Below are 23846 nucleotides of genomic sequence, written 5' to 3'. Positions count from 1 at the left end.
GATAAACTAAATTGTAAAGGTATGAAAACGAATCTTTTTCTTCTGACGATGCTTGCGGGAACGCTTCCCCTTGCGAGCTGCGATAAGAACAACCCTGCGGATGAACTTCCGGGACCCCAGCCGCCTGCGGTGAGCACCCAGGCCGAGGCGGCCCTGAAGGCCAAATACCCCGCTGCGACGAACGTCGTATGGCAGACCAAACAGGGCTACGTGGTGGCCGACTTCTCGCTCGCCGAGGCCCGTGCCGCCGGAGCTGCCGAACTGTCGGCCTGGTTCGACAACGGCGGTGCGTGGTACATGACCGAGACGGATATTCCTTTCGCGGCGCTTCCCGAAGCCGTGCAGACGGCCTTTAACGGGAGCGAATACGCCGCCGCGCCGTGGCAGGTGGACGACGTAGACAAGCTCGAACGCGAGGGCGTGGAGACGATCTACGTCGTAGAGGTGGAGAAGCGCGAGAACGGAAACAAGACGGAGGTGGACCTCTACTATGCGCCCGACGGCGTGCTGGTCAAGAAGATCGCCGACGCGGCCCCCGACTACGACTACGGGGACTACATCCCCTCGAAACCGGCCACGGGCATCGAGGAGTATATCCGTCAGAACTACCCGAACGCCCGCATCACGGAGATCGACCACGAGAGAGGCATGACCGAGGTGGATATCGTGGACGGCCGCACGCCGCGCGAGCTGCTGTTCGACGGCAGCGACTCGTGGCTCTACACCAAGACCGAGGTACACCGCACGGAGGTTCCGCAGCCGGTGATGACGGCGTTGCAGAACAGCCAGTACGCCTCGTACTGGATCGACGACATCGACCACTACCTGACCCCCGACAAGGAGTTCTGGCGCTTCGACCTGGAGTCTGCACAGGGCGACGTGAAGGTGGACATCACCGCCGACGGCACGCTCTCGCTCAAGCAGCCCGGAGGCGGCAATACGGGTGGTAATACAGGCGGCAATACGGGCGGCGGCAACCACGGCCAGGGCAACGGCGGGATGGTGAACGCGACGGCAGCGGAGTTCATCGCCCAGAAATACCCCGGCGCGCAGATCATGGAGTACGACCGTGAAGACGGCTTGCTGGAGGTGGAGATCTGGCACGAGGGACGCGAGAAGAACGTCTACTTCAACGGCCAGAACGCCTGGGTCTACACCGAGTGGGACATCCACCGCAGCGAGCTTCCCGAGGCCGTCACGGCGGCTATCCCTGCCGAGTATGCCTCGTACACCATCGACGACATCGAGTACGTTCAGACGCCCGATGCGGAATACTACCTCGTGGAGTTGGAGTGCGGCAAGCAGGAGATCGAACTGCGCATCACGGCCGAGGGCCGGGTGCTCTGAACGTCGCCCGACGATGAAAAGAATCGGGAAATATACGGCAGTCTTGGCGGCGATCGTCGCCGGACTGCTGACCATGACGGGATGCGACGACGAGGAGCGCATCTCCTACGGTAAATTGCCCTCGGCGGCGCGGGCCTTCATCGAGACGTACTTCCCCGCCGAGAGCTGCACCTATGCCGAGCGGGATCGGGCCGACGGCCGCCGCGAGTACAAGGCCGTGCTCTCGAACGGCACGGAGATCGAGTTCGATGCTGCGGGCCAATGGACGGAGGTGGACTGCAAGTTCTCGCTGCTGCCCGCGGGCATCGCGCCCGAACGGATCGTCTCGGACTTGGCCGCCCGTTATCCCGACGCAGGAATCTACAAGATCGAACGCGCCCCGGGCGGCTACGAGGTCACGATCGGCAGCGGGCTGGAGCTGATCTACTCCGCGGACGGGACATTCGTCCGGGAGGAGAGATACTGATCGAAAACGAAGAGACGCTTCGCACCGGACGACGTCTGCCGCAGAGAAGGAGACGAGGCCGAAATATGACGCACGGGGCCGTCCGGCAGGCGTCCGAAGGTGCGGAGCGTCTTCATTGAGAAACACGGGCCGGAGATCGAACCGGCGAACGGAAAACCCGGAAACACATGAAACCGAAACTGACGATGAAACATTACGCGATGATCGCGGCGGCGCTCGTGGCCGGCGTGCTGCTCTTTACCGAGTGCGCGTCGATGCGCATCCCCTACCGGCGTCTGCCTGCCAAGGCGAAGGCGTTTATCGAGACCTATTTCCCCGCCGAGCGCTGCGTATATGCCGAGCGGGACCGCGACGACGGCCGCCGGGAATACGAGGTGAAGCTCTCCGACGGCACGGAGATCGACTTCCACGCAACGGGCGACTGGAAGAAAGTGGAGTGCGAATACTCGTTCGTGCCAGCAGGCATCGTCCCGCAGACTATTACCGAAGACCTCGCACGGCGCTTTCCCGGCGGACGTATTACCGAGGCCGAGCGGGAGACGGGCGGATACAAGATCACGACGGAAGGCGGCGCGAAGGCGGTCTACTCCTCGAACGGAACCTTCATCCGCGTGGAGTACGATTGACACCCGAACCTATTCGGTTTCGGTCCGGTCCGGAGCGGGGCGCCGTGGGGCGACCCTGAAGTCTCCGGCCGGCACCGGGGCCGATTCCTGCGTTATCGCAAAACCTTCGAATAATACCGACACTCTCTGCCAATTATGTTTTTTACATCCATCCTCCGCTTCTACATCGACGGCTTCCGGGAAATGAAGCTGGGGCGCACCTTGTGGCTTATCATTCTCGCCAAGCTGTTCATCATGTTCGCCGTGCTGAAGGTCTTTTTCTTTCCAGACCCTCTCTCAGGAAAAGACGACGTGCAGCGCCGGAAACATTTTCTTTATGAACTGACCTCCTGAAGGCAGACACTAATAACCGCACCCGACCTTAAAATGTCTATGACCGAAACCGTTACCAGCCTCCTGCCTTTCCGCACTACGATGCCTGTCCTGCTTGCAGGCTGCACGCGCCATTCCGAACGCCCGTCTCTTTCGGGCGGCGGTGCCGGCGGGTATCGCCTCTATGGCATCCCGCGGCGGCACGGGGCCGTTCCTCCCTGCTTCCGCCTCGGTATGGGAGACCGGTTATCCCTAAATGGCGGCATGCCGCCAGCGCCGCACTTCGGTTTTCCAGATACCTCGCACGCGGACAGACCTTTCTGATCGGCAGGGCTCCGGGCTGCCGAAGTTAAGAAAATATAGAAATACATATACGAGAGGAAAAACCTATAACAACTATTATCATGACAGACTACTTATCCACTGTCGATTGGTCGCGTGCGCAGTTTGCTATGACGGCCGCCTACCACTGGCTCTTCGTGCCGCTGACCCTCGGTCTCAGTTTTATCATCGCCATCATGGAGACTTGCTACGTCCGCACGGGCGATGCGTTCTGGAAACGCACCACCAAGTTCTTTCTGGATGCGCCTCTTCGGCATCAATTTCGCCATCGGCGTCGCCACGGGGCTGATTCTCGAATTCGAGTTCGGCACCAACTGGTCCAACTACTCGCACTTCGTGGGCGACATCTTCGGCGCTCCGCTGGCCGTCGAAGGCATTTTGGCCTTCTTTATCGAATCCACGTTCATCGCCGTCATGTTCTTCGGCTGGCGAAAGGTCTCCAAACGCTTCCACCTCGCGGCTACGTGGCTCACAGCTATCGGGGCAAACCTATCGGCGTGGTGGATTCTGGTAGCCAACTCGTGGATGCAATATCCCGTGGGGTGCACTTTCAACCTCGAAACCGTTCGCAACGAGATGACCTCGTTCTCGACTGTGGCGCTGTCGCCCGTGGCTGTCAACAAGTTCTTCCATACCGTCACCTCGTCGTTCGTGCTCGCGGCGCTGTTCGTCGTGGGCGTCTCGGCATGGTACCTGCTGCGCCGGCGCGAACAGCGGATGGCCCGCAAGAGCATCGCCGTCGCCTCGGCTTTCGGCCTTGTCTTCGCGCTGGCCGCAGCGGTGACAGGGCACCGCTCGGGGGCTATCGTAGCGCATGTGCAGCCGATGAAGCTGGCCGCGATGGAAGCCCTCTACGAAGGGCAGGAAGGAGCGTCGCTCACCGCCGTGGGTTTATTGCAACCCCACGGCCGCCCGGTCAACGGCGAGGCGTTCCGCTTCCAAATCGGCATTCCCAAACTGCTCTCATGGATGAGTTTCGGAGACAAGGAGGCCTATGTACCGGGTATCTACGATTTGATCGACGGCAACGAACAGCGCGGCATCCTGTCCGCCGAGGAAAAGATGCAGCGCGGTCGCGTGGCCATCGCCGAGATGCCCCGCTACCGTGAAGCACTCGTTGCGGGCGATACGACGACGGCCGACGAGGTACGCTGCCGCTTCAATCCTGCGACGGAAGCGGGGCAAGAGTTTCTTCGGGAGTATTTCGCTTACTTCGGTTACGGGCATATCGATTCCCCGCAGCAATTGATACCCAATGTTCCGATACTCTTTTACTCGTTTCGCGTGATGGTCGGCGCGGGCAGCTTCTTCATCCTGCTGCTGGGCGTCGTCTGGTGGCTCAACCGCAAAGACCGCCTCGCCGACAAACGCTGGCTGCTGCGGGTGGCCGTGTGGTCCATTCCTTTGGCTTATCTGGCTTCGCAGGCAGGATGGATCGTCACGGAAATCGGACGCCAGCCGTGGGCCATTCAGGACCTGATGCCCGTGGGCGTCGCGGCCTCGAAGATCCCCAGCGGATCGGTCTCCGTGACCTTCTTCCTCTTCCTGGCGCTCTTCACCGCGCTGCTCGTCGCCGAGCTGAGCATCATGTTCCGGCAGATCAAGATAGGACCTAAAAACGACTAATTCATGGATACGATCACACTGCTCCAACACTACTGGTGGTTCATCATTTCGCTTTTTGGGGCCCTGCTGGTCTTCCTGATGTTCGTGCAGGGCGGACAGGCGCTGCTCTACGCGCTGGGGCGCAACGAGCGCGAACGCAACCTGCTGACCGGCGTGCTGGGCCACAAATGGGAACTTACTTTCACCACGCTGGTGACATTCGGCGGCGCGTTCTTCGCCTCGTTCCCGCTCTTTTACTCCACGTCGTTCGGCGGGGCGTTCTACGTCTGGATGGCCATTCTCTTCTGCTTCGTGCTGCAGGCCGTGGCCTACGAATACCGCCGCAAACCCGCCAACGTCTTCGGCGAGCGGACTTTCAACGCCTTTCTGCTGATTAACGGCGTTCTGGGGCCGCTGCTGATCGGCACCGCCGTGGGGACCTTCTTCACGGGAGCGGAATTCACGGTCGATCGCCTCAACCTCGCCAATCAGGGCGGCGCGGCGGTCATCTCGCAATGGGCGACGCCGTGGCACGGGCTCGAAGCCATCGCCGAGTGGCGCAACGTCCTGCTGGGTGCGGCGCTGGTGATGCTTACCAAGACGCTTGCATGCCAATACTTCATGCACCAAATCGACGACGAGGCGATTCTACGGCGTGCACGTCGCGGTGTGCGGATCTTCGGCCCGTTGTTCGTCCTGCACTTCGTCATCTGGACCGCAGGATTGCTCGTCGCTGACGGATGGACGGCGAACGCCGCGGAGATCATCTCCGTCGAACCCTGCAAATACCTGCACAACCTCATGGATATGCCCTATGTGGCAGTTATACTGCTTGTCGGCGTGGCAGCTGTGCTGTGGAGTCTCTTTCTGGGATGGCACGGCAAGCGGCAGGCCATCTGGTTCGGAGGTGCCGGCACGGTCCTCACGGTGCTGTCGCTGCTTCTGCTGGCCGGGTGGAACGGCACGGCCTACTATCCCTCGCTGACGGACATGCAGTCGTCGCTGACGATCTCGAACTCCTCGTCGAGCCTCTTCACGCTCAAGACGATGGCGTGGGTATCACTGTTCATTCCCTTCGTGGTGGCCTACATCTGGTATGTATGGGGAGCCTTGAGTCGCAAAACCGGAGAACGGGCATCCGACGGCGAAGGCTATTGATAATTGCGGGGCTCGGTCTGTCGAACCGAAGGTCTGGTGGACTCTTGCTATAACGAAGCAGATCGGGTCCTGCGCTTTTTTCGCTCGAATGAAATTGTCCGCAGCAGATCGACAGGTATGCCGCGTAATACTGAAAATCGATAGTTATGTACGAATCTTACGAACATGACGCTCAGGCTGAGATACTTGTCCCTGTCTGTTCAGCCGTGATTTCACTGCTGGCCCGATTTGCCGCCGGAATAATCGTCGTTGCGGGGATATTCCTGCTGCTGCGACAGTTCTTCTCTGTATTCACGGCATTCGTTGCAGGGCTGACGCTTACGAATCTGTTTCTCGTCGGGCTGCTCCTGAACAAACGCAGAACGTGGCGATGTGGCGTGGAAGGAACCGATCGAATGAAATCCCGAAAATGACAGTCGATTCTGCAAATAAGAAAACTTGTCCGCCGAGACCCACGGTTCGAAGCGAGACGAAATACCGCGAGGCTGTGGAGCTGTACGGCAGCACCGGACTGTCGTGCCGCGAAATATGCCGAATCTGCGGTCTTACACCGTCGGGGTTGAGCGGTCATATCGGTAAATATCACCGCCACTTAATGCTCGCCCGGTATGACATCGCGTGCGATAGCGAACAAGCCCTCCATATCAAGATGGGCGGTTTACGCGGGCAGCGTCCCGCTACCCGAGCCAAATACCGGAAAGCGATCGAGGCATGCGAACGCATGGAACATCTCGAAAAGAACCTCTCGGAGTTCGCCGGCCGTTTCGGCGTGGACGGTTCGGGGCTCGCCCGCCAGTTGCGGACGCATTATCCGGGAGTGCTCGAGCGGCGCGAGGCGGAACGCCTGCGCTTAGGCTACGACGACCGTCTGACTCGCGGGAGCCGACGCTGTTGTCGGGAGCAGTATGCCGATGCAGTCGAACTGTTGCGAGCGGACCGTTACGTCACGGTACGGGAAGCCGCCGAGTCGTGCGGGGTCTCCTGTTCGGGACTGGAGCAGCATCTGCTCTTCTATCACAAGGAACTCGTAGCCCGACGCATCGGAATTCGGAAACAGGCCGTCGGGCAGCAGCGTAAAGGAGAGATCACCGGCCGCGGAAGCACGCACGCTCCGTCGCCGGCCATCGTGCAGAAATATGCCGAAGCGCTGCGGCTCTATCGCACGACCCCGCAGTCGGCCGCCCGCATCGCCCGGCAGACGAACGTGTCCAAGAAGGGCTTTTATGCCTATCTGCAAAAGTGGCACAGGGAGTCGATCTGCGAGCGAAAGAATATCCCCTGCGAGGAGGGGCGCCCGGTGGATTGGTCGAAAACACGCAAATACAACCCCGCGACGAAAGCCAAATACGCCGGCGCGATCCGACATTTGAAAGAGAATAATTTATCGACGGCCGCAGTCGCTGCGATATACGGATTGCATGCGGAATGTTTCCGCAGCTACCTCAAAGAGCACGAGCCGGAGCTGTACGCAAGGCAAGGAATGGTAAAGGACGCCAACGGACGCATGGTGTCGCGCCGCAGCATGGAGAAGTACGTCGAGGCGATCCGTGTCTACGAAACTACGCCCGAGTCGTTAAAATCTATCGCCCACCGCTTCGGTTTGAACGATTGTTCCTTCAGGGATTTCATCAAACGACATTTCCCGGAGTTGGAGGAACAACACAAACGATTGTTTAAGCACAAGGAAATGCAACGGGCAGGTGTCGCGAGCGCATCCGAGATGCAAGTCGGAACGGAAGAAAGCGTACACGTGCTCGTTATTAGCTAACAACTAAATTTTTTCCCGCATCTGTTCAGAGAAACAAATCCCCACCTCGGCAATTTGTCGAAAAACGGTGTATGAACGGATTTATTTACTCGAAAACAGAAAAACATGACAAGACATATCAGCGAAGATCTGCTGTTCCGTATGGCGGCCGAGCCCGTTACGGATGCGGGTCAACGACAGGTTCGTCTGGCGCAATTAGCCCGGACCCTGCATAAACTTTATGAAACCACAGAACAGGACATCGAACTGTTCAGGACCTTGCAGCATACCCGCATCCGGTTGGATGCTTGGCTCGACGATCCGCAACGTATCGACATGACAGCGATACGCCCGTTCGATCCTACGGTACAGATCGCAATCGGATATATCGATACCGAACTGGAGCTGCTCGCCCGTTACGGCGGTCAACCCAAGCCATCCGTACCGCGTATCCGCTGGACGGGAACACTCGTCGAATTGGTCGAACTGATCTACGGTTTGCAGGAAATGCGCTGCATCAATGACGGCGAAGCGTCGATCAACGAGTTGATCGCTCTCTTCAGCTCGCGGTTCGGGCTGGAGATCAACGTTCGTAATTGCTACGACGCCTATTTGGATATGAAACGCCGCAAGAACGACAGCCGGACGTACTTTCTCGACAAGATGCGTGAGCGACTGAACCTGCGGATGCAGCGCGACGATGAAAAGGAACGCGAGCGCCGCAAATAACCCTTGTTTCCAACTGCGCGGGACAGCAATCTGTCCCGCGTTTTCGTATCTCCTGCGATAATAAGAGAACCGGATATGTCTATCAAAATGACATATTCCGACTTTACGTAATTATGATACGCCGAAATTATATGAAAATCAATAAATTACGGCGAAATTTCGGTGTTTCAGCACCCCATAGTAGAGTAAAGGAGAGTATAGTAGAAATATATTCCAATGAAGATATTCGTAAAATCTCCTGATATTGTCAGGCAGCAAAACCTGAAGTAATGAGCGACAAAAAACAAGTTTATACCGTTCCTGTTCAGTACGTGTTCAGGGGCGAGTTCAAAATCAAAGCCGACAGCAGAGCGCAAGCAGAAGAATATGCCGAGAAACATTGTAACATGGATGAATTAAATAAATGAGAACGAAAACCCAGTACAAAGCAGACGGAGAACGTCTTAAAATCGACCAGTTTCCCTATTACATTACTGGCAGCATTACTGGCATGAAAAAGATGTTCTATGGCAAGGATGCCTTGCTGGTACGTTGTGGCAGTTGGATTTACAACGTGCCGAAAGAACCGATGATTTATCAGATAGCACATTAGTTATGAATCGAAGTTATAATTTCTACATTGGAAAGCTGAATTAGAAGCGAAACACGGTAAGATGATTTACGTTCATCTCTGGGACGTGATAAGCACAAATAACGATTTAGCCGTCGGTGATACGATTATGTTTACCAACGATTATAGGGTAGCGTTCTGTCCTCATGAAGTGTTGGGATTTTGCAAGCCGGATAGTTTTCTGTGCCCGCATCGTTATCCCAAAAACGAGGATTCGGCATTGTCTTTTTAGATAGCGACGCATATTGGTTTCCTGACCGTCTCAACCAACTGATGCTGGTATCGAAAGGAGGGCAACAATGAGTGAATTGGAATTTATCTATCTTGTGGCGTTCAATAATTTACTTGCTTCATTGTCGGTAATATACGAGAATTTCACGCCCGAACAGATTGGTTGCAAGGCGTCCCGCCTGTGAAATTTGAAAATCACTCCCGATAATCCGGACAATGCTCGGCGGTGTCGCATCGCAAAAGAACCCGTGCAGAGAAAAATACGGAGTAAATAGGCACATTTCTTGTAACAGATTTGTACAAGTGTAACTAATTAATTACTTTTACATTGTAGAAATAACGATAAGAATGAAACGAAATTTGATATTTTCGCCGGAATACATTGATTTTGAACAGAGTTAGAGCCCTCGCACCCGTGAAAAACTGCGCTATGCGGTATCAATTTTAGGAACCGTACGGCCGATACCGACCAAGTTCGTGAAGAAATTGATGAATACTGATTTTTACGAGTTGCGTGTTTCGGTTGATAATGAAGTTCGGGTTATCCTGTTTTCGGCAGACAATGAGAATATCAGCCTCGCATCGAGCGTTATCCTACTGAACGGCTTTGTGAAGAAAAGCACAAAGGATTACGACAAAGAGATTACAAAGGCTATCAACATTTTAAGGAAATTGCTATGAGTACGACAAACAACCGATTAACAGCAGAGGAATTGCAGAAACTCCGGCAGACGGATTTCAGCAAGAAACAGGGGTTCGTAAAGGCCGAAACGGTACTCGGCAAAGAGGTTGGCGAGGTCGGCACTCCGGAACGGGAGGAGTTCGATGCAAAGGCTCGTGCATGGTATTATGGCGAAATGCTGCGGGAGCGGCGCAAAGAACTCGGTATGACGCAAAAGGAACTTGCCGAACGTGTGGGACGGGAACGCACCTACATCAATCGTATCGAAAAAGGAGAAACCGATTTGCAACTCTCCTCGTTTATTCGCATCGCATCTGCGTTGGGTATCATGTTACGCCTCGACGTGATTTGGGCGTGAGCGACGGAATCTGAAAATAAGGGCGGCCAATGATGACCGCCCTTATTTTGTGCTTGTGCTACCATATTCTGTTGTATCTCAGGAAATAAGGATGTGTCCTATTCTTGGTTGCCTTTTGAATCCTGTCGTGGTTCTTGTTTATCCATACCTTGAAATTCGACGACACGTCTGACACCTTATTTGCGCTTTCTTCATTCAGCGGTTGTCCGAGCATTAAACTTATCGAGAATTTCGCTACCTTTGTAAATCAATTCATTCCGGATGAAAAACGAAGATCGCATATTGTTATATAACGCGGATTTCATCGGCGAAATCAAACGCATCGTAACACAAGCCCGTCAAAAGGCATACACCGCCATTAACTCGGCGATGGTCGAGGCTTATTGGCAGATGGGCAAGCGCATCGTGGAGCAGGAGCAGCAGGGTAAAGACCGCGCCGATTATGGTTCGCAGTTGTTGAAATCGCTCTCGAAAGAACTTACAGCGGAGTTCGGCAAAGGGTTTTCAGTAAACTCGTTGTACTATTTTCGACAGTTCTATCTCGCCTTTCCCGAAAAACTCCCCACAGCGTGGGGAATTTTGACATGGTCGCATTACAAGCGGTTGTTGAGTGTTTCCAACGTCAATGCCCGCACGTGGTATTTGAAAGAGGCCGCCGAACAGATGTGGAGCTACCGCACGCTCGACCGCAATATCGGTTCGCAGTATTACGAACGGTTGCTGCTCTCGCAGCACAAAGATACGGTCGAGGGCGAGATGAAAGCACTGACCGCTCCGTTCGATAAAGACCGCATGGAGTTCATCAAGAACCCGACCGTCGCGGAGTTCATCGGCCTTTCGCCCAACAGTGATTTTACGGAAACGGAATTAGAAGGAGCCATCATCGGCAACCTGCAAAAATTCCTGCTCGAATTGGGCAAAGGCTTCTCGTTCGTCGCGCGGCAGAAATTAGTCCGCACCGAGAAGAAAGATTATTTTATCGACCTCGTGTTCTACAACTACATTCTTAAATCGTTCGTGCTGATCGACCTCAAAACGACGACCATCACGCACCAAGACGTCGGGCAGATGGATATGTACGTGCGGATGTACGACGAGCGAGTGCGCGGCGAGGGAGACAACCCGACCATCGGCATCGTTTTATGCTCGGAAACGGATGAGGACATCGCCCGCTACTCCGTGTTGCACGACAACGACCGTCTGTTTGCCTCGAAATATATGCTCTATATGCCCACCGAGGAGGAGTTGCGCGAAGAGATCGAGCGGCAAAAGACGTTCTTCCGCCTGCAACACGATAATTCCCCAAAGGAGGAGGTATAGCCATGTACTATGACGACGAATCTGTCTTCGACGATGCAGACGTGGATAATATGCCTGTCTTTTCGGAAAGCAGGCGTTTTTCCCGCCTCGATAGTTACGAGAAGATGTTACTGCGGGATTATATCCGCTCGTGTATCCGGGAACATCGGGAGTATTCCGGCAGGTTCCCGACAGAAAACGAGTTGGTGGAAATCCGCAAACGGGCGATAAGCGTGTTGGAGGACGAATGGCATATCACCTTGAGAAATGACAAGCAGTGGCGGCAGTTCTTTCAGGACAACGCGAAGGCGGCTATCGCCAAACTGCAAAAAGAAACGGAGGGTAACGAATAATCGACGCCCCTCCGTTTTTCAGTTCCGGCTATTTCTGCTGCAACAGATGCGCCAGCGCCGGATCGTTCTTGATGCGTTCCAACTCGTCGGTGACAATCCGTTTCACGTCGGCCTTGATCCGATTGTAGTTCTCCTGAATCTGCTCTTTCATGCGGTCGTTGCCCTCCTCGTCCGTGAAATCGGTAATGACGGGTATGGGTTTGTAGGCTTTCTCTTCCCGCTTCACCTTTTCGGCGTCCACGACGATTTCGCAGTGGAAAATCTTTTGCTCGATCCGCTCGTCGAACGTATCGGCTACGGAGCCGACGAACATCCCCTGCGTCAGAGAGGAAATCTTCGAGGGCGGGATGAGCGAATCCATCTGCGTATTGATGGATGTGGACTTGTCGTTGCGGTTGATGGTTATGCTCTGCCGCCGCTGCAAGACCTTTCCGAAGCGTTCTGAAAGCGTCTTGGCCGTTTCGCCTACCACCTGACCGGAGAAGATATTGCCGACGGTGTTCATCACGACTTTGGCCTCTTTGTCGCCATAGTCGCGGACAAGCTGTGAGAAATCCTGAAAGCCCAGAAGCACGGCGACCTTGTTGCTGCGGGCAGTGGCGATCAGGTTGTCCAACCCCTTGAAATAGATGGTCGGCAGCTCGTCGATGATAATCGAGGATTTGAGTTTGCCTTTCTTATTGACGAGTTTCACGATGCGCGAGTTATACAGGCCGAGAGCCGCGCCGTAAATGTTCTGACGGTCGGGATTGTTGCCGACGCAGAGGATCTTCGGCTCCTGCGGGTTGTTGATGTCGAGGGTAAAATCGCTGTCGGACATGACCCAGTAAAGCTGCGGCGAGATCATACGCGAGAGCGGGATTTTCGCCGATGCGATCTGCCCCTGCAACTGCTCCGCCGCCCCGCCGAGCCATGCGTCCATAAAGGGCGAGAGGTAGTTTTCGAGTTCGGGATACGAGGAGAGAATCGGAAAAATATCCTCGTAACGACGGTTCAGGAACTCGACGGCGTGCGGGAAGGTGCAATATTTCCCGTTTCGGTAAATTTTGAGATACCAAATAATTGCTGCGAAGAGGATGATCGGCGATTCGACGAAAAAGTCGCCCTGCTTCTGCACCCACGTCTTATTGAGGTTGAGCATGATGGTATAGGCACTCTCGTAAGCGTCGGTAATATCCTCCATGAAGTCGGGGTGTATGGGGTTGCAGCGGTGCGACCGTCGCGGGTCGTCGAAATTGATTACATAGAATTTCGGCTTTACCGTATACCCGTCCAAGTGGTTCAGGAGGTGGTTGTAGGCAATGGTCGAGAGGCTGGAAAATTTGAAATCGTAAATGTATTGACAGTATCCCTTTTCGATCTGCTGCTTGATATAGGAATTGACCACGGCATAGGATTTTCCGCTGCCCGGCGTACCCAACACGATGGAGGCACGCTGCGGCAACACAATGTTGATCCAGCCGTTATGCCACTTTTTTTTGTAGTAAAAGCGCATGGGCAAGTTCACGGAGTATTCGTTGGTCAGCAGACGCGTCTCCTGCATGAAGGATTCATTCTCGTTATTGAACGGGTCGTCCATGAGGTCGTGCTTCAATAGGCGGCTCGCCCACAACCCTGCCATCAGCAGACAGACGTACCCTGCGGTCGTCGTTGCGACGTAGAGCAATGTCGTCGCCATGAGCGGGAACGGCAGAGCCAACAGCCACCAATTCAGGAAAAAGAGCACGAAACCCGCCGTAAGTGCCGTACCGATGCGCGGCCACGTTATCTTCTCGTCCTTCACTCCGGTCGTACCCAAGCACGAGAGACCGAGCAGCACGACGGCAAAGAGCTTCGTGTAGAGTATGGAGCGGAACAATCCCGCCGTTCGGTCGAAGTTCATCAGGATTCTATCGACCACACCGATATTCACGCCCCACGCGAAGATCGCCTCGTAACAATACCAATAGACGTGCATCACGACTAACAATATACTTACGGCACGCAGAAAATCCATGATTTTCGCCAATGCCCTCAAATCATCTTCTTGTTGCATAATTCTTAAAGTTTTCTGTTTTTCTTTTTTTTCTTTTTTCGTCGCTGCATCTCACGCATGAAGGCTTCCTCCTCGGCGTCCGCACCCTGCGTATCAACAGTAAACAGCCCCAAACCGCCGCCCGCTGCGTCGTCGTAAAGGGACGCTTGCGTCGGTACGTCCGCCGTATCCGTTTGCTGCAAGAGGACGATCGGGAGCGGTATGCCCGCCGCCGGAGGTGCGAAGTGTTCCTGTAAGGCGTTTGCGGAAAGCTCCTTGCCCAGACGGGAGCCGTTCAGCACGCATCCCGTGCGGTGGTCGATGAACGTCGCACCGTAGATACGTCCCATGTCGGTCTCGCGCAGCACGACGTCTACACCTTTGGCTTTCAGCAGAGCGATGAACTCCGCGCGGTCTTTCGTGCGGCGTAAGGTGGCCATCGCCGTCGCTTTGGTCATGTCGCCGAGTTTTCGCTCCTTGATCTGCTCCTTGCTTGCGGCGCACCACCGCTCGAACGCCTCGTATCCGTACCGCTTGCCGAAGCGGGAGGCTTTGATCGGCGTACCGATTTTCTCGCCCCGGTCGTCGGTCGCGAAATAGACGAAGCCGCGATACTCCCTGCCGCGCACCTCGCCGCGACATTCCTCGACGGTAAGATTGTATAGCGAAAGCAGGGCGCGGTACTCTCCGAGCGTCTGGAACTTGTACCTGCCGGATATGCCTTTCAGGACGCTCCCGATTTGCGTCTTCACGTCGCCTGCCGCCGCATCCACCGCGCGGAGCGGTTCGGCCTGCGTCTGCCGCTTGCGCTCGGCAGTATGCAGCCCGTACTGTTGTTCCAACGCGCGGGTAATGTTCTTGCTGCGCCGGTACAAAAAATCTCTGTCGAGCCGCTTCCCGTCTTCCCCCACATTGATAGTTACGATGTGCAGGTGGTGGCGGTCGATGTCCTCGTGCTTGAACACCGCGTAAGGCTGGTCGCCGTAACCGAGCCGTGCGAGGTACTCCTCGGCGATGGCCGTCAGTTCCGTATCGGTCAGACAGTCATCGGGGTGCGGATTCAGAGAGATATGCACCACCGGTTTCAATGTGCGCACCTGCTCCGGCAGGTAACGGGCGAAGTCCTCCGCCGCCCGCCGAATGTCGAGGCGCCCCGTCCCTTCATCGAAGATTTTGTGCGTGGCAAGCAGCCGCCCCTGCCCCTCGTTGATCTTCTCGCCATTGTAGGCCAATGCCCCGTAAAGCGAGCTTCCTACGTTAATTTTGGCAACCATCGCTGCTGAAATTCATTCGTTAAGGCGAGGATCTGACGGCTTAATCCTGCCAGCTCGACGGTCATTTTTTCCAATTTGTAGAGCAGAGCCATTGCCTTTTTCTCCGAAAAGCGGCTCTTCAACTCCTTCACGGTTTGGTTGTAATTCACGCCGACGGCACGGTATTGGGCGTGCAGTGAGGAGAGGCGGGTGTAATAATCGACGAGCGTTTTATCGACTTTCAGCACGCGAAACTCCGCACCGAAAACGCGGGCTTTGATAAAAACCGCTTTCGCGTACACGCCCGACTGCTCGTACATGGCGAGGAATCGGGCGTATTCCTCGTCGTTGAAGCGCACCATCACTTGGTGGCTGGCCTTGTCGGGTTTGGGCGGTTTGCCCCCGACGTTTCGTTTCTTACCGTTCATACTTATGTGGATTTAGTGGTTGCGCGACATAAGCCACCACGCCTTTACCGACCGCAGGTTCGAGATCAGGGCTGCCCGACTTCGGAGGGACAGTCCCGCCCCCTGCAAGGGCAAGGTATGTTTCGGAGTTACCCGAAACCCTTTGAGTAACTCAAAGGACACCTTGCTATGTTCCGACGAACATAAAAATCCGTCCGGGGACGGATTGCGGGAGAACCGATTTCGACCGCAGCATGAAGCCGCATGGTACGCCCTGTCGCTTGGGAGCAAAGATAGAGGCTTCCGGGACGGCTTTTCCGAGGCCGAAAACGCCAAAGGCTGTCATTCCGACGCCACAAGCTATCATCCACTTTCAGAGCGATAAAAACTGCGATTTTTCCTTGTTTATTTGTCATACGAACCAACGAATGACGGTCGGTCGCGACGAACGGTGATTGAGCGGTACAGGCCGACGGACAATCGGCAGATTCGCCCGACGAACATACGTCGCAAGGACGATTGCTACTGACGGCCCAATGTTGCAACCAACCGATGTCGGGCCGTTGGGCTGTTGGGCGGAACATCTGTCCGCACTTACGGCTGGCCATCCGTCTAACGGTAGAAACAAACGTTCGCAGAAACGGATAACTCTATGTATAACAATTAAAATTTACAACGGTATGAACAAGCCAACCTATGTAGCTTTTTCCACGCAAAAGGGAGGAGCCGGAAAAACGACCATCACGGTGCTGGTCGCAAGCTACCTGCACTATGTCAAGGGGTACAACGTCGCAGTAGTCGATTGCGACTTCCCGCAGTACAGCATCCACGATATGCGCAAGCGGGATATGGACATGACGATGAAAGACAACCACTACAAGGCAATGGCCTACGAGCAGTTCAAACGCCTTGCGAAGAAAGCCTATCCGGTGGTGTGCAGCAAGCCGAACGATGCGGCGGACGCGGCGGCGCGCCTTGCCGAATCGGGTGTCCCGCTGGATTTCGTCTTCTTCGACCTGCCGGGTACGATCAACAATCCGAGCGTCGTGAAGACCATCGCTGCGATGGATTATATCTTCTGTCCGATTGCCGCCGACCGAGTGGTCATGACGAGTTCCATGCAGTTCGCCACCGTCATCAACGAGCACATGATAAGCACCGGCAAAACCGCCATCAAGGGACTGCATCTACTGTGGAACATGGTGGACGGGCGAGAAAAGACGGAGCTGTATGCCGCCTATGAGAAAATCTGCGCCGAATTGGCGCTGCCCATTCTGAAAACCTTTCTGCCGGACAGCAAGCGATTCCGCAAGGAAGCGGCTACGGAGCGCAAAGCGGTATTCCGTTCAACGCTCTTTCCTGCGGACAAGTCCCTCGTGCGGGGCAGCAACCTCGATGCACTCGTCGATGAAATACTGAACATCATAAAACGATAGAGACATGGCGAAGAAACCGAATATCGAAGAGATCGACGAGAACTTCATCATCAACTCATTCCGGCAGGACGATTTGACGATTCCGCCGTCGGCGCGGGCTACGGAACTACCCTCCGGCAACGATGAGCCGGAACCGGAGCCGATACAGCGGGAAGAATCTCGCCGCCGTAAACCCAAAAGCAGGGAGACGGATTACCGCTCGCTGTTTCTGAAAGAGGCGGCCATCCCCGCACGCATCGGCAAAACGGTCTATATCCGCAAGGAGTACCACGAGCGGATACAACTTATCCTGCGGGTCATCGGCAAGGACGAAGTGTCGCTGTTCAGCTACATCGACAACGTGCTGGCGCACCATTTCGAGACCTATCAGGCCGAAATCACCGAATTGTACAACGAGCATAACCGCTCCATCTTTTAGCCTATGGAAACACTGTTGGTATGCCTGCTCGCGGGCTATGGCGTGTGGCTGGCGGCGTATCTGCTCTGGGAGAAGCGGCAGTCGGGACGCCCCGCGCCGCAGACGGATGTCGCGCCGCCGAAACGCGGGGACGACGTACCGGATATTGTTGGCAAGAGCAGTTTCCGCATGAAGCCGACGACGCCAAAGCCTATCATTCCGATGCCACAAACCATCACGCCCGCAGAAAAGGAATCAGCGGCGGAAAAAGCGCCTACATTTGCCCCCGAAGCCGAAAGGCGAAGCCCCGCACGCCTCACCGACGAAGAGCTGGACGCGGCGTTCGAGCATCTGGAAATCCCCGACGTTCCGCTCGAATACGAAGACGACGAGGCGGTAGGTGCGGATGAAGAGATGCCGCTTGCAGTACGCTCTGCTGGTTATGCCTCCGGCGTAAGCTTCGAGCAGATCGACCGGGCAGTCAGAACCGCCTCCGATGCCTCGGCGACCGATGCGGAGCGCAGAGAAGCGGGACGGGTCTTCGAGCAGATAGAGGGCACGGAGCTGTACGACCGTCTGGTCAGCGGCTCGGCCGCTGTCGGAGAAAAAATATCGAGGTTAATGGACTGCTATTTAAGCCAGCCGATCTTAATGGAAGGGGACGTGGAGGCGGTAGCAGTCCGCCCCCAAAACATTACCGATGCGCCGGACAATACGGACGGGTTCGACATTCGGGATTTTGTATAACGATTAAAAACGAACGAGCGATGAAAGAGAAAGAGTACGGGTAGCTGTCTCACGACAAAACAGGCCACTAAATCCACAAGTAAAAATCAGTATCAACCCGCCGGGCGGACTATCCACCCATCCGGCACAATCGAAGAACAATCTATGACGAAGAAGCATCTTCTTTTTTCGGCAGCCCTTCTGCTGGCTGCCTCCTCGGCCTTTGCGCAGGGCAACGGCCTTTCGGGCATCAACGAAGCCACGAGTATGGTAACGAGCTATTTCGACCCCGCGACGAAGCTGATCTACGCCATCGGCGCAGTGGTGGGATTGATCGGCGGCGTCAAAGTGTACGGCAAATTCTCGTCGGGCGATCCCGACACGTCGAAGACCGCCGCCTCGTGGTTCGGCGCGTGTATCTTTCTTATCGTGGCGGCGACGATTCTGCGTTCGTTCTTCCTCTAATCCGACAGACGATGGCAGAGTACCCTATCAACAAGGGGATCGGCCGTTCGGTAGAGTTCAAAGGGTTGAAGGCGCAGTACCTCTTCATCTTCTGCGGAGGGCTGCTCGCCTTGTTCGTCCTGTTCGTCATCCTGTACATGGTCGGCATCGACCAATGGCTCTGTATCGGCTTCGGGGCGGTGTCGGCCTCCGTTCTGGTGTGGCAGACATTCGCCCTGAATGCCCGGTACGGCGAACACGGACTGATGAAGTTAGGCGCGCAGCGCAGCCGTCCCCGATACCTTCTGAACCGCCGCCGCATCTCCCGATTATTTACCCGTAAAAAAGCAACGAATGAGAAATACACTTAAAGCTGCGACGCTCGAATCGAAATTCCCGCTGCTGGCAGTCGAGGAGGGGTGCATCCTCTCCAAAGACGCCGACATCACGGTGGCTTTCGCGGTGGAGCTGCCGGAGCTGTACACCGTAACCTCCGCCGAGTACGAGGCGATCCATGCCGCGTGGTGCAAGGCGATCCGCGTGCTGCCCGATTTCAGTATCGTGCACAAGCAGGATTGGTTTGTGCGTGAGGAGTACAAGCCCGAACTGCAAAAGGAAGAGATGAGCTTCCTGTCGCGTTCGTTCGAGCGGCATTTCAACGAACGACCCTACCTCGACCACACGTGTTATCTGTTTCTGACGAAGACGACCAAAGAGCGCAGCCGCCGGCAGAGCAACTGGAGCACCCTCTGTCGGGGACATATCATCCCGAAAGAGATTCACGACAAGGACGCTGCGGCCAAGTTCATCGAGGCGACGGAGCAGTTCGAGCGCATCATGAATGATTCGGGCTTCATCCGCCTGCGCCGCCTGATGTCGGACGAGATTACCGGCTCGGCGACCGAAGCCGGACTGATCGAGAAATACTTTTCTCTTTCACCGGAGAACACTGCCTGCTTGCAGGACATCGCCCTCGCACCGGACGAGATGCGCATCGGCGATAATATCCTGTGCCTGCATACGCTCTCCGACGCAGAGGATATGCCCTCGTCGGTGGCGACCGACACCCGCTACGAAAAGCTCTCTACCGACCGAAGCGACTGCCGCCTGTCGTTCGCCTCGCCCGTCGGGTTGCTGCTTTCGTGCAATCATATCTACAACCAGTACGTGCTGATCGACAACAGCGAGGAGAACTTGCAGCGGTTCGAGAAGAGTGCCCGCAACATGCAGTCGCTTTCGCGCTACTCGCGTTCCAACCAGATCAACAAGGAGTGGATCGACGAGTACCTGAACGAAGCCCACAGCCTCGGTCTCACGTCCGTCCGCGCCCACTTCAACGTCATGGCGTGGTCGGACGACCGGGAGGAGCTCAAACGCATCAAGAACGACGCGGGGTCGCAGCTCGCGGCGATGGAGTGTACCCCGCGCCACAACACGGTGGACTGCCCGACGCTCTTTTGGGCGGCCATGCCGGGCAACGAGGCCGATTTTCCCGCCGAGGAATCGTTCTATACCTTCATCGAGCAGGCGGTCTGCCTTTTTACCGAGGAGACCAACTACCGCTCGTCGCTCTCGCCCTTCGGCATCAAGATGGTCGATAGGCTTACGGGAAAACCGCTGCATCTCGATATTTCCGACCTGCCGATGAAGCGCGGCGTTACGACCAATCGCAACAAATTCGTGCTGGGACCGTCGGGCAGCGGCAAGTCGTTTTTCACCAACCACCTCACGCGGCAGTATTACGAGCAGGGAACGCATATCGTGCTGATCGACACGGGCAACTCCTATCAAGGGTTGTGCGAGATGATCCGCCGCAAAACGGGCGGCGAGGACGGCATCTACTACACCTATACCGACGAGAATCCCATATCGTTCAACCCCTTCTTCACGGACGACAAGGTGTTCGACATCGAAAAGAGGGAGAGCATCAAGACGCTGCTGCTGACGCTGTGGAAGAAGGACACCGAGCCAGCCACCCGTGCGGAGGAGGTCGCCCTCTCGAACGCCGTCGCGCTCTACATCGAACGCATCAAGCGCGACACCGCTGTCATCCCGTCGTTCAATACGTTCTACGAGTTCGTGAAGACCGATTACCGCGCTGTGCTGGAAAAGAAGCAGGTGCGGGAGAAGGATTTCGACATCGCGGGATTTCTCAACGTCCTCGAACCCTATTATCGCGGCGGGGAATACGACTACCTGCTCAACAGCGACAAGCAGTTAGACCTGTTGCAGAAGCGGTTCATCGTCTTCGAGATCGACGCCATCAAAGACCACCCGATTCTCTTCCCCGTAACGACGATTATCATCATGGAGCTGTTCATCAACAAGATGCGCCGTCTGAAAGGCATCCGCAAGATGATACTTATCGAGGAGGCGTGGAAAGCCATCGCTTCGGCGAACATGGCCTCTTACATCAAGTACCTCTACAAGACCGTCCGCAAGTTCTACGGCGAGGCCGTCGTGGTGACGCAGGAGGTGGACGACATCATCGCCTCGCCGATCGTCAAGGAGAGCATCATCAACAACTCCGACTGTAAAATCCTGCTCGACCAGCGCAAATACATGAACAAGTTCGACCAGATTCAGGCGCTGCTCGGACTGACGGACAAGGAGAAGGGACAGATTCTCTCGATCAACATGGCCAACCACCCGTCGCGGTTCTACAAGGAGGTGTGGATCGGGCTGGGCGACACGCAGTCGGCGGTCTACGCCACCGAAGTGAGTGCCGAGGAATACCTCGTGCGCCCGTAAGGGGATTTGACAAATGTCGCTGTGGCAGGCGACTGGGCGTGAGTTTATAGGCCCATTAACAACCGACTTATCTGAAAGGGAAACCGGACAGGGAGTGCAGCATGTCGGTAAAGCCATAAGTCAGCCAACTATCAGGCTGCGACCGAATGGCAAGTTAAAACGATAGATATGAGGATAAAGCCTGCATTGGTTGAACGATAGTCCGAGCAGTCGTATCCTTGGGCGGTGACGGAAGATAGTTATTTACGTCACACTGCGGTACTACACTGATGAGAAGTAGCAGGCGTAGCATGAACTGACCGCAGGGCAACTACCATAAGTAGTAAAGGACGAAAGTCGTATCCGACAATCTATCGCGCCAAGCAGTTGTCAAGTTCCTAAACGGGGATTGCCTAAACCGGAACGCCGCAAGGCTATTAGATTTTAGACCTATGAATATCCGGCATGGCAACGGAGTTCCCATAGTAGTCCGAGCAGGGTAACGCCCTGTACATGGCGAAGGGGAACAGCTAATTAAGTTTAACTATTTAACGGAAAATGTGTGAGACATGAGAAATCCAGAAAATGTGTTAAACAGTCTGTCTAAACACAGCGGTAATTCAAGCTACAAGTTTGAGCGGCTGTATAGAGTGCTGTTTAATGCGGAAATGTTTTATGTGGCCTACGAGCGCATTTACGCAAAACCGGGCAACATGACGGCAGGAGCCGACGGTAAAACCATCAGCGGAATGAGCATTGAACGCATTGAACAACTGATTGAAAGTCTGAAAAACGAGACTTATCAACCAGCTCCGTCCAAAAGGACGTACATCCCGAAGAAAAACGGGAAAAAACGTCCGCTCGGCATACCTTCTTTTGACGATAAACTGGTGCAGGAAGTGGTAAGGATGATTTTAAGCGCGATTTACGAGGGCAGTTTTGAGCATACTTCGCACGGGTTCCGACCCGGACGCAGTTGCCATACCGCACTTATCAGCGTACAAAAGTCATTCACAGCCGTAAAGTGGTTTATCGAGGGCGATATAAAGGGCTTTTATGATAACATCGACCATGATGTGCTAATTGCCATCCTACGGGAACGCATCGCCGACGAGCGGTTTTTACGGCTTATCCGCAAATTCCTTAACGCCGGATACATCGAAGATTGGGTGTTCCACAGAACGTACAGCGGAACACCGCAGGGCGGTATTGTCAGTCCTATACTGGCGAATATCTACCTCGACAAGTTAGACAAGTACATCCGGGAATACATCAATCGGTTCAACAAGGGGGAAATACGGAAAGGAAACAGTCAATACAAGCTCTACGAGCAGCGGAGATACCGACTAGCTAAGAAACTGAATAATGAGAAAGATAAAAAGGTAAGAGAACAGATGACCGCTGAAATCAAGCGGCTACGGGAGGAAAGGAACAAGTTCCCCGCGCGTAATGAAATGGACAGCAGTATCAAACGATTGAAATATGTACGGTACGCTGATGATTTTCTGATTGGGGTTATCGGTAGTCTGGAAGACTGCAAAACAGTAAAAGAGGACATTAAAAACTATTTGAAAGAGGCTCTTAAGCTGGAACTGTCAGACGAAAAAACACTGATAACCAATGCTCAGAAACCCGCCAAGTTCCTCGGATTCGACATTTTTATTCGTAGGAGCAATGATTTACGCAAGGATATTAACGGCAGAACAATCCGTTCGCTCGGACACGTCCCGGTCTTGTATCTGAATTATGAAACGATGCGAAAGAAACTCTTTGACTATAAAGCTGCGAGAATAGCGGTTGAAAACGGTAAAGAGGTATGGAAATCCATCGTCAGAACGTACATGATCGATTTGGATGACTTGGAAATAGTCAGCCAGTTCAACGCCGAGATCCGGGGATTCTACAACTACTACTCGATAGCCAATAACAGCCACGTCATCAACTCTTTCTATCACATCATGTCGTACAGTATGTACAAGACTTTCGCAAGAAAGTACAAGTCGTCTGTAAAGAAAATCCTGTTCAAGTACAAAAAGGGCGGGACGTTCAAAGTGGCATATGAGAACAGTAAGGGTAAAATGCTCTGCCAATCATTCTATCACGACGGTTTCAAACGCAAAAAAATCGCAGGGGCTACCTCATGCGACACGATCCCGCGGACAGTTACAATAACCGGCGGTCGTAACAGCCTAATGGAAAGGCTGAAACTCCAAGTATGCGAACTATGCGGTGCAACGGACAAACTCGAAATGCACCATGTCCGCAAACTTAAAGACCTGAAAGGTAAATCCGACTGGGAGAAGAACATGATCGCACGGCGTCGCAAAACGCTGGCCGTCTGCTCGAAGTGCCATGCAAAGATAGACCCCGACCGACGGATCAGACTGAATTAATTAGTGGAGAGCCGGATACAGGGTGACTTGTAAGTCCGGTTCGGGGGCGAGTGCCCGGAAACCTATCATAGAAATATGAAAAGGCGCTGGGTACTTAGCCTACGCCTACACGACCGAGGAGACCGAGAAGATGGAGGTCTATGCCCTTGCCGAGAAGCTGGGCGGCGACATCGAGGCGGCG

At 54.8% G+C, this 23846-nt stretch carries 22 protein-coding genes and 3 pseudogenes; 22 read left to right on the top strand and 3 right to left on the bottom strand.

Going from position 1 to position 23846, the window contains the following annotated elements:
• The first annotated feature begins 21 nt into the window (after positions 1 to 21).
• The 15 genes and pseudogenes from NQ519_RS12030 to NQ519_RS11960 all read left to right on the top strand — a co-directional run bounded on the left by NQ519_RS12030 (position 22) and on the right by NQ519_RS11960 (position 11865).
• Positions 22 to 1347 carry a PepSY-like domain-containing protein gene (locus NQ519_RS12030; protein WP_019150907.1) on the top strand — a complete coding sequence of 442 codons (1326 nt, stop codon included), beginning with the start codon at positions 22 to 24 and terminating at the stop codon, positions 1345 to 1347.
• A gap of 13 nt (positions 1348 to 1360) precedes the next feature.
• Complete coding sequence (locus tag NQ519_RS12025) at positions 1361 to 1813, top strand: PepSY-like domain-containing protein (RefSeq protein ID WP_019150908.1); 453 nt, start codon at positions 1361 to 1363, stop codon at positions 1811 to 1813.
• Between the two features lie 167 nt (positions 1814 to 1980).
• A complete protein-coding gene (locus tag NQ519_RS12020; RefSeq protein WP_019150909.1) occupies positions 1981 to 2439 on the top strand; it encodes a PepSY-like domain-containing protein in 459 nt (152 codons plus the stop codon).
• A gap of 135 nt (positions 2440 to 2574) precedes the next feature.
• Entirely contained in the window at positions 2575 to 2772 is a 198-nt protein-coding gene (locus NQ519_RS12015) for a DUF4492 domain-containing protein (protein ID WP_019150910.1), read from the top strand.
• A gap of 431 nt (positions 2773 to 3203) precedes the next feature.
• Positions 3204 to 4719: pseudogene (locus NQ519_RS12010) on the top strand (cytochrome ubiquinol oxidase subunit I).
• A gap of 3 nt (positions 4720 to 4722) precedes the next feature.
• On the top strand, positions 4723 to 5856 hold the full coding sequence (locus NQ519_RS12005; RefSeq protein ID WP_019150912.1) for a cytochrome d ubiquinol oxidase subunit II: 1134 nt from the start codon (positions 4723 to 4725) through the stop codon (positions 5854 to 5856).
• Positions 5857 to 6002: 146 nt separating this feature from the next.
• Positions 6003 to 6269: a hypothetical protein gene (locus tag NQ519_RS12000; protein ID WP_019150913.1), complete on the top strand. Its 267-nt coding sequence runs from the start codon at positions 6003 to 6005 to the stop codon at positions 6267 to 6269.
• Between the two features lie 182 nt (positions 6270 to 6451).
• Positions 6452 to 7624: a hypothetical protein gene (locus NQ519_RS11995; RefSeq protein ID WP_019150914.1), complete on the top strand. Its 1173-nt coding sequence runs from the start codon at positions 6452 to 6454 to the stop codon at positions 7622 to 7624.
• A 105-nt stretch (positions 7625 to 7729) separates the two neighbouring features.
• Positions 7730 to 8332, top strand: a complete 603-nt coding sequence (locus NQ519_RS11990) for an RteC domain-containing protein (protein WP_019150915.1) — start codon at positions 7730 to 7732, stop codon at positions 8330 to 8332.
• Between the two features lie 269 nt (positions 8333 to 8601).
• On the top strand, positions 8602 to 8739 hold the full coding sequence (locus NQ519_RS11985) for a hypothetical protein (protein ID WP_019150916.1): 138 nt from the start codon (positions 8602 to 8604) through the stop codon (positions 8737 to 8739).
• The gene (locus tag NQ519_RS11980; RefSeq protein WP_019150917.1) at positions 8736 to 8924 is read left to right on the top strand and encodes a hypothetical protein; all 189 of its coding nucleotides are present in this window, start codon (positions 8736 to 8738) and stop codon (positions 8922 to 8924) included. The genes NQ519_RS11985 and NQ519_RS11980 overlap by 4 nt, the downstream gene beginning before the upstream one ends.
• 669 nt (positions 8925 to 9593) lie before the next feature.
• Positions 9594 to 9854: pseudogene (locus NQ519_RS11975) on the top strand (type II toxin-antitoxin system RelE/ParE family toxin); the annotation flags it as partial.
• Entirely contained in the window at positions 9851 to 10213 is a 363-nt protein-coding gene (locus NQ519_RS11970) for a helix-turn-helix domain-containing protein (RefSeq protein ID WP_019150919.1), read from the top strand. The pseudogene NQ519_RS11975 and the gene NQ519_RS11970, both read left to right, overlap by 4 nt.
• Before the next feature lie 261 nt (positions 10214 to 10474).
• Positions 10475 to 11533, top strand: coding sequence for a PDDEXK nuclease domain-containing protein (locus tag NQ519_RS11965; protein ID WP_019150920.1), 1059 nt, complete (start codon positions 10475 to 10477; stop codon positions 11531 to 11533).
• Between the two features lie 2 nt (positions 11534 to 11535).
• Complete coding sequence (locus NQ519_RS11960) at positions 11536 to 11865, top strand: hypothetical protein (RefSeq protein WP_019150921.1); 330 nt, start codon at positions 11536 to 11538, stop codon at positions 11863 to 11865.
• 28 nt (positions 11866 to 11893) lie between these two features.
• On the opposite strand, the gene mobC is transcribed toward NQ519_RS11960, so the two are convergent.
• Genes mobC through mobA form a run of 3 tightly spaced genes read right to left on the bottom strand, consistent with a single transcriptional unit; the run spans position 11894 to position 15560 of the window.
• Positions 11894 to 13903, bottom strand: coding sequence for a conjugal transfer protein MobC (mobC, locus tag NQ519_RS11955; protein WP_026076563.1), 2010 nt, complete (start codon positions 13901 to 13903; stop codon positions 11894 to 11896).
• A gap of 2 nt (positions 13904 to 13905) precedes the next feature.
• Complete coding sequence (gene mobB / locus NQ519_RS11950) at positions 13906 to 15153, bottom strand: conjugal transfer protein MobB (RefSeq protein ID WP_227901108.1); 1248 nt, start codon at positions 15151 to 15153, stop codon at positions 13906 to 13908.
• Positions 15132 to 15560 (bottom strand): conjugal transfer protein MobA, encoded by a 429-nt coding sequence (gene mobA, locus NQ519_RS11945; protein ID WP_019150924.1) that lies wholly within the window; start codon positions 15558 to 15560, stop codon positions 15132 to 15134. The genes mobB and mobA overlap by 22 nt, the downstream gene beginning before the upstream one ends.
• Positions 15561 to 16219: 659 nt before the next feature.
• Here mobA and NQ519_RS11940 point away from each other — a divergent pair.
• The 7 genes and pseudogenes from NQ519_RS11940 to NQ519_RS11910 all read left to right on the top strand — a co-directional run bounded on the left by NQ519_RS11940 (position 16220) and on the right by NQ519_RS11910 (position 23665).
• Entirely contained in the window at positions 16220 to 16975 is a 756-nt protein-coding gene (locus tag NQ519_RS11940) for a ParA family protein (RefSeq protein WP_019150925.1), read from the top strand.
• Between the two features lie 4 nt (positions 16976 to 16979).
• Entirely contained in the window at positions 16980 to 17393 is a 414-nt protein-coding gene (locus tag NQ519_RS11935; RefSeq protein ID WP_019150926.1) for a DUF3408 domain-containing protein, read from the top strand.
• A 3-nt stretch (positions 17394 to 17396) separates the two neighbouring features.
• Complete coding sequence (locus tag NQ519_RS11930; protein ID WP_019150927.1) at positions 17397 to 18119, top strand: hypothetical protein; 723 nt, start codon at positions 17397 to 17399, stop codon at positions 18117 to 18119.
• Positions 18120 to 18263: 144 nt separating this feature from the next.
• Positions 18264 to 18563, top strand: a complete 300-nt coding sequence (locus tag NQ519_RS11925; protein WP_019150928.1) for a DUF4134 domain-containing protein — start codon at positions 18264 to 18266, stop codon at positions 18561 to 18563.
• Positions 18564 to 18574: 11 nt separating this feature from the next.
• On the top strand, positions 18575 to 18913 hold the full coding sequence (locus NQ519_RS11920; protein WP_019150929.1) for a DUF4133 domain-containing protein: 339 nt from the start codon (positions 18575 to 18577) through the stop codon (positions 18911 to 18913).
• A pseudogene (locus tag NQ519_RS11915) lies at positions 18897 to 21281 on the top strand (TraG family conjugative transposon ATPase); the annotation flags it as partial. The gene NQ519_RS11920 and the pseudogene NQ519_RS11915, both read left to right, overlap by 17 nt.
• A gap of 560 nt (positions 21282 to 21841) precedes the next feature.
• On the top strand, positions 21842 to 23665 hold the full coding sequence (locus NQ519_RS11910) for a reverse transcriptase domain-containing protein (RefSeq protein WP_026076564.1): 1824 nt from the start codon (positions 21842 to 21844) through the stop codon (positions 23663 to 23665).
• The last annotated feature ends 181 nt before the right edge of the window (positions 23666 to 23846 follow it).

Source organism: Alistipes senegalensis JC50 (assembly GCF_025145645.1).
GTDB classification, from domain to species: domain Bacteria; phylum Bacteroidota; class Bacteroidia; order Bacteroidales; family Rikenellaceae; genus Alistipes; species Alistipes senegalensis.
Note: the sequence above shows the minus strand (reverse complement) of the source record. Positions and strands in the feature narration are given on the sequence as shown.

Bases quoted from the DNA above. Each gene is read 5' to 3' on its own strand.
- NQ519_RS11930 (WP_019150927.1), top strand. From the start codon at position 17,397: ATGGAAACACTGTTGGTATGCCTGCTCGCGGGCTATGGCGTGTGGCTG.
- NQ519_RS11935 (WP_019150926.1), top strand. From the start codon at position 16,980: ATGGCGAAGAAACCGAATATCGAAGAGATCGACGAGAACTTCATCATC.
- NQ519_RS11980 (WP_019150917.1), top strand. From the start codon at position 8,736: ATGAGAACGAAAACCCAGTACAAAGCAGACGGAGAACGTCTTAAAATC.
- NQ519_RS11995 (WP_019150914.1), top strand. From the start codon at position 6,452: ATGCTCGCCCGGTATGACATCGCGTGCGATAGCGAACAAGCCCTCCAT.
- NQ519_RS11965 (WP_019150920.1), top strand. From the start codon at position 10,475: ATGAAAAACGAAGATCGCATATTGTTATATAACGCGGATTTCATCGGC.
- NQ519_RS11960 (WP_019150921.1), top strand. From the start codon at position 11,536: ATGTACTATGACGACGAATCTGTCTTCGACGATGCAGACGTGGATAAT.
- NQ519_RS12015 (WP_019150910.1), top strand. From the start codon at position 2,575: ATGTTTTTTACATCCATCCTCCGCTTCTACATCGACGGCTTCCGGGAA.
- NQ519_RS12025 (WP_019150908.1), top strand. From the start codon at position 1,361: ATGAAAAGAATCGGGAAATATACGGCAGTCTTGGCGGCGATCGTCGCC.
- mobA (WP_019150924.1), bottom strand. From the start codon at position 15,560: ATGAACGGTAAGAAACGAAACGTCGGGGGCAAACCGCCCAAACCCGAC.
- NQ519_RS11940 (WP_019150925.1), top strand. From the start codon at position 16,220: ATGAACAAGCCAACCTATGTAGCTTTTTCCACGCAAAAGGGAGGAGCC.
- NQ519_RS11990 (WP_019150915.1), top strand. From the start codon at position 7,730: ATGACAAGACATATCAGCGAAGATCTGCTGTTCCGTATGGCGGCCGAG.
- NQ519_RS11910 (WP_026076564.1), top strand. From the start codon at position 21,842: ATGAGAAATCCAGAAAATGTGTTAAACAGTCTGTCTAAACACAGCGGT.
- NQ519_RS12030 (WP_019150907.1), top strand. From the start codon at position 22: ATGAAAACGAATCTTTTTCTTCTGACGATGCTTGCGGGAACGCTTCCC.
- mobB (WP_227901108.1), bottom strand. From the start codon at position 15,153: ATGGTTGCCAAAATTAACGTAGGAAGCTCGCTTTACGGGGCATTGGCC.
- NQ519_RS11920 (WP_019150929.1), top strand. From the start codon at position 18,575: ATGGCAGAGTACCCTATCAACAAGGGGATCGGCCGTTCGGTAGAGTTC.
- NQ519_RS12005 (WP_019150912.1), top strand. From the start codon at position 4,723: ATGGATACGATCACACTGCTCCAACACTACTGGTGGTTCATCATTTCG.
- NQ519_RS11925 (WP_019150928.1), top strand. From the start codon at position 18,264: ATGACGAAGAAGCATCTTCTTTTTTCGGCAGCCCTTCTGCTGGCTGCC.
- NQ519_RS11970 (WP_019150919.1), top strand. From the start codon at position 9,851: ATGAGTACGACAAACAACCGATTAACAGCAGAGGAATTGCAGAAACTC.
- NQ519_RS12000 (WP_019150913.1), top strand. From the start codon at position 6,003: ATGTACGAATCTTACGAACATGACGCTCAGGCTGAGATACTTGTCCCT.
- NQ519_RS12020 (WP_019150909.1), top strand. From the start codon at position 1,981: ATGAAACCGAAACTGACGATGAAACATTACGCGATGATCGCGGCGGCG.
- NQ519_RS11985 (WP_019150916.1), top strand. From the start codon at position 8,602: ATGAGCGACAAAAAACAAGTTTATACCGTTCCTGTTCAGTACGTGTTC.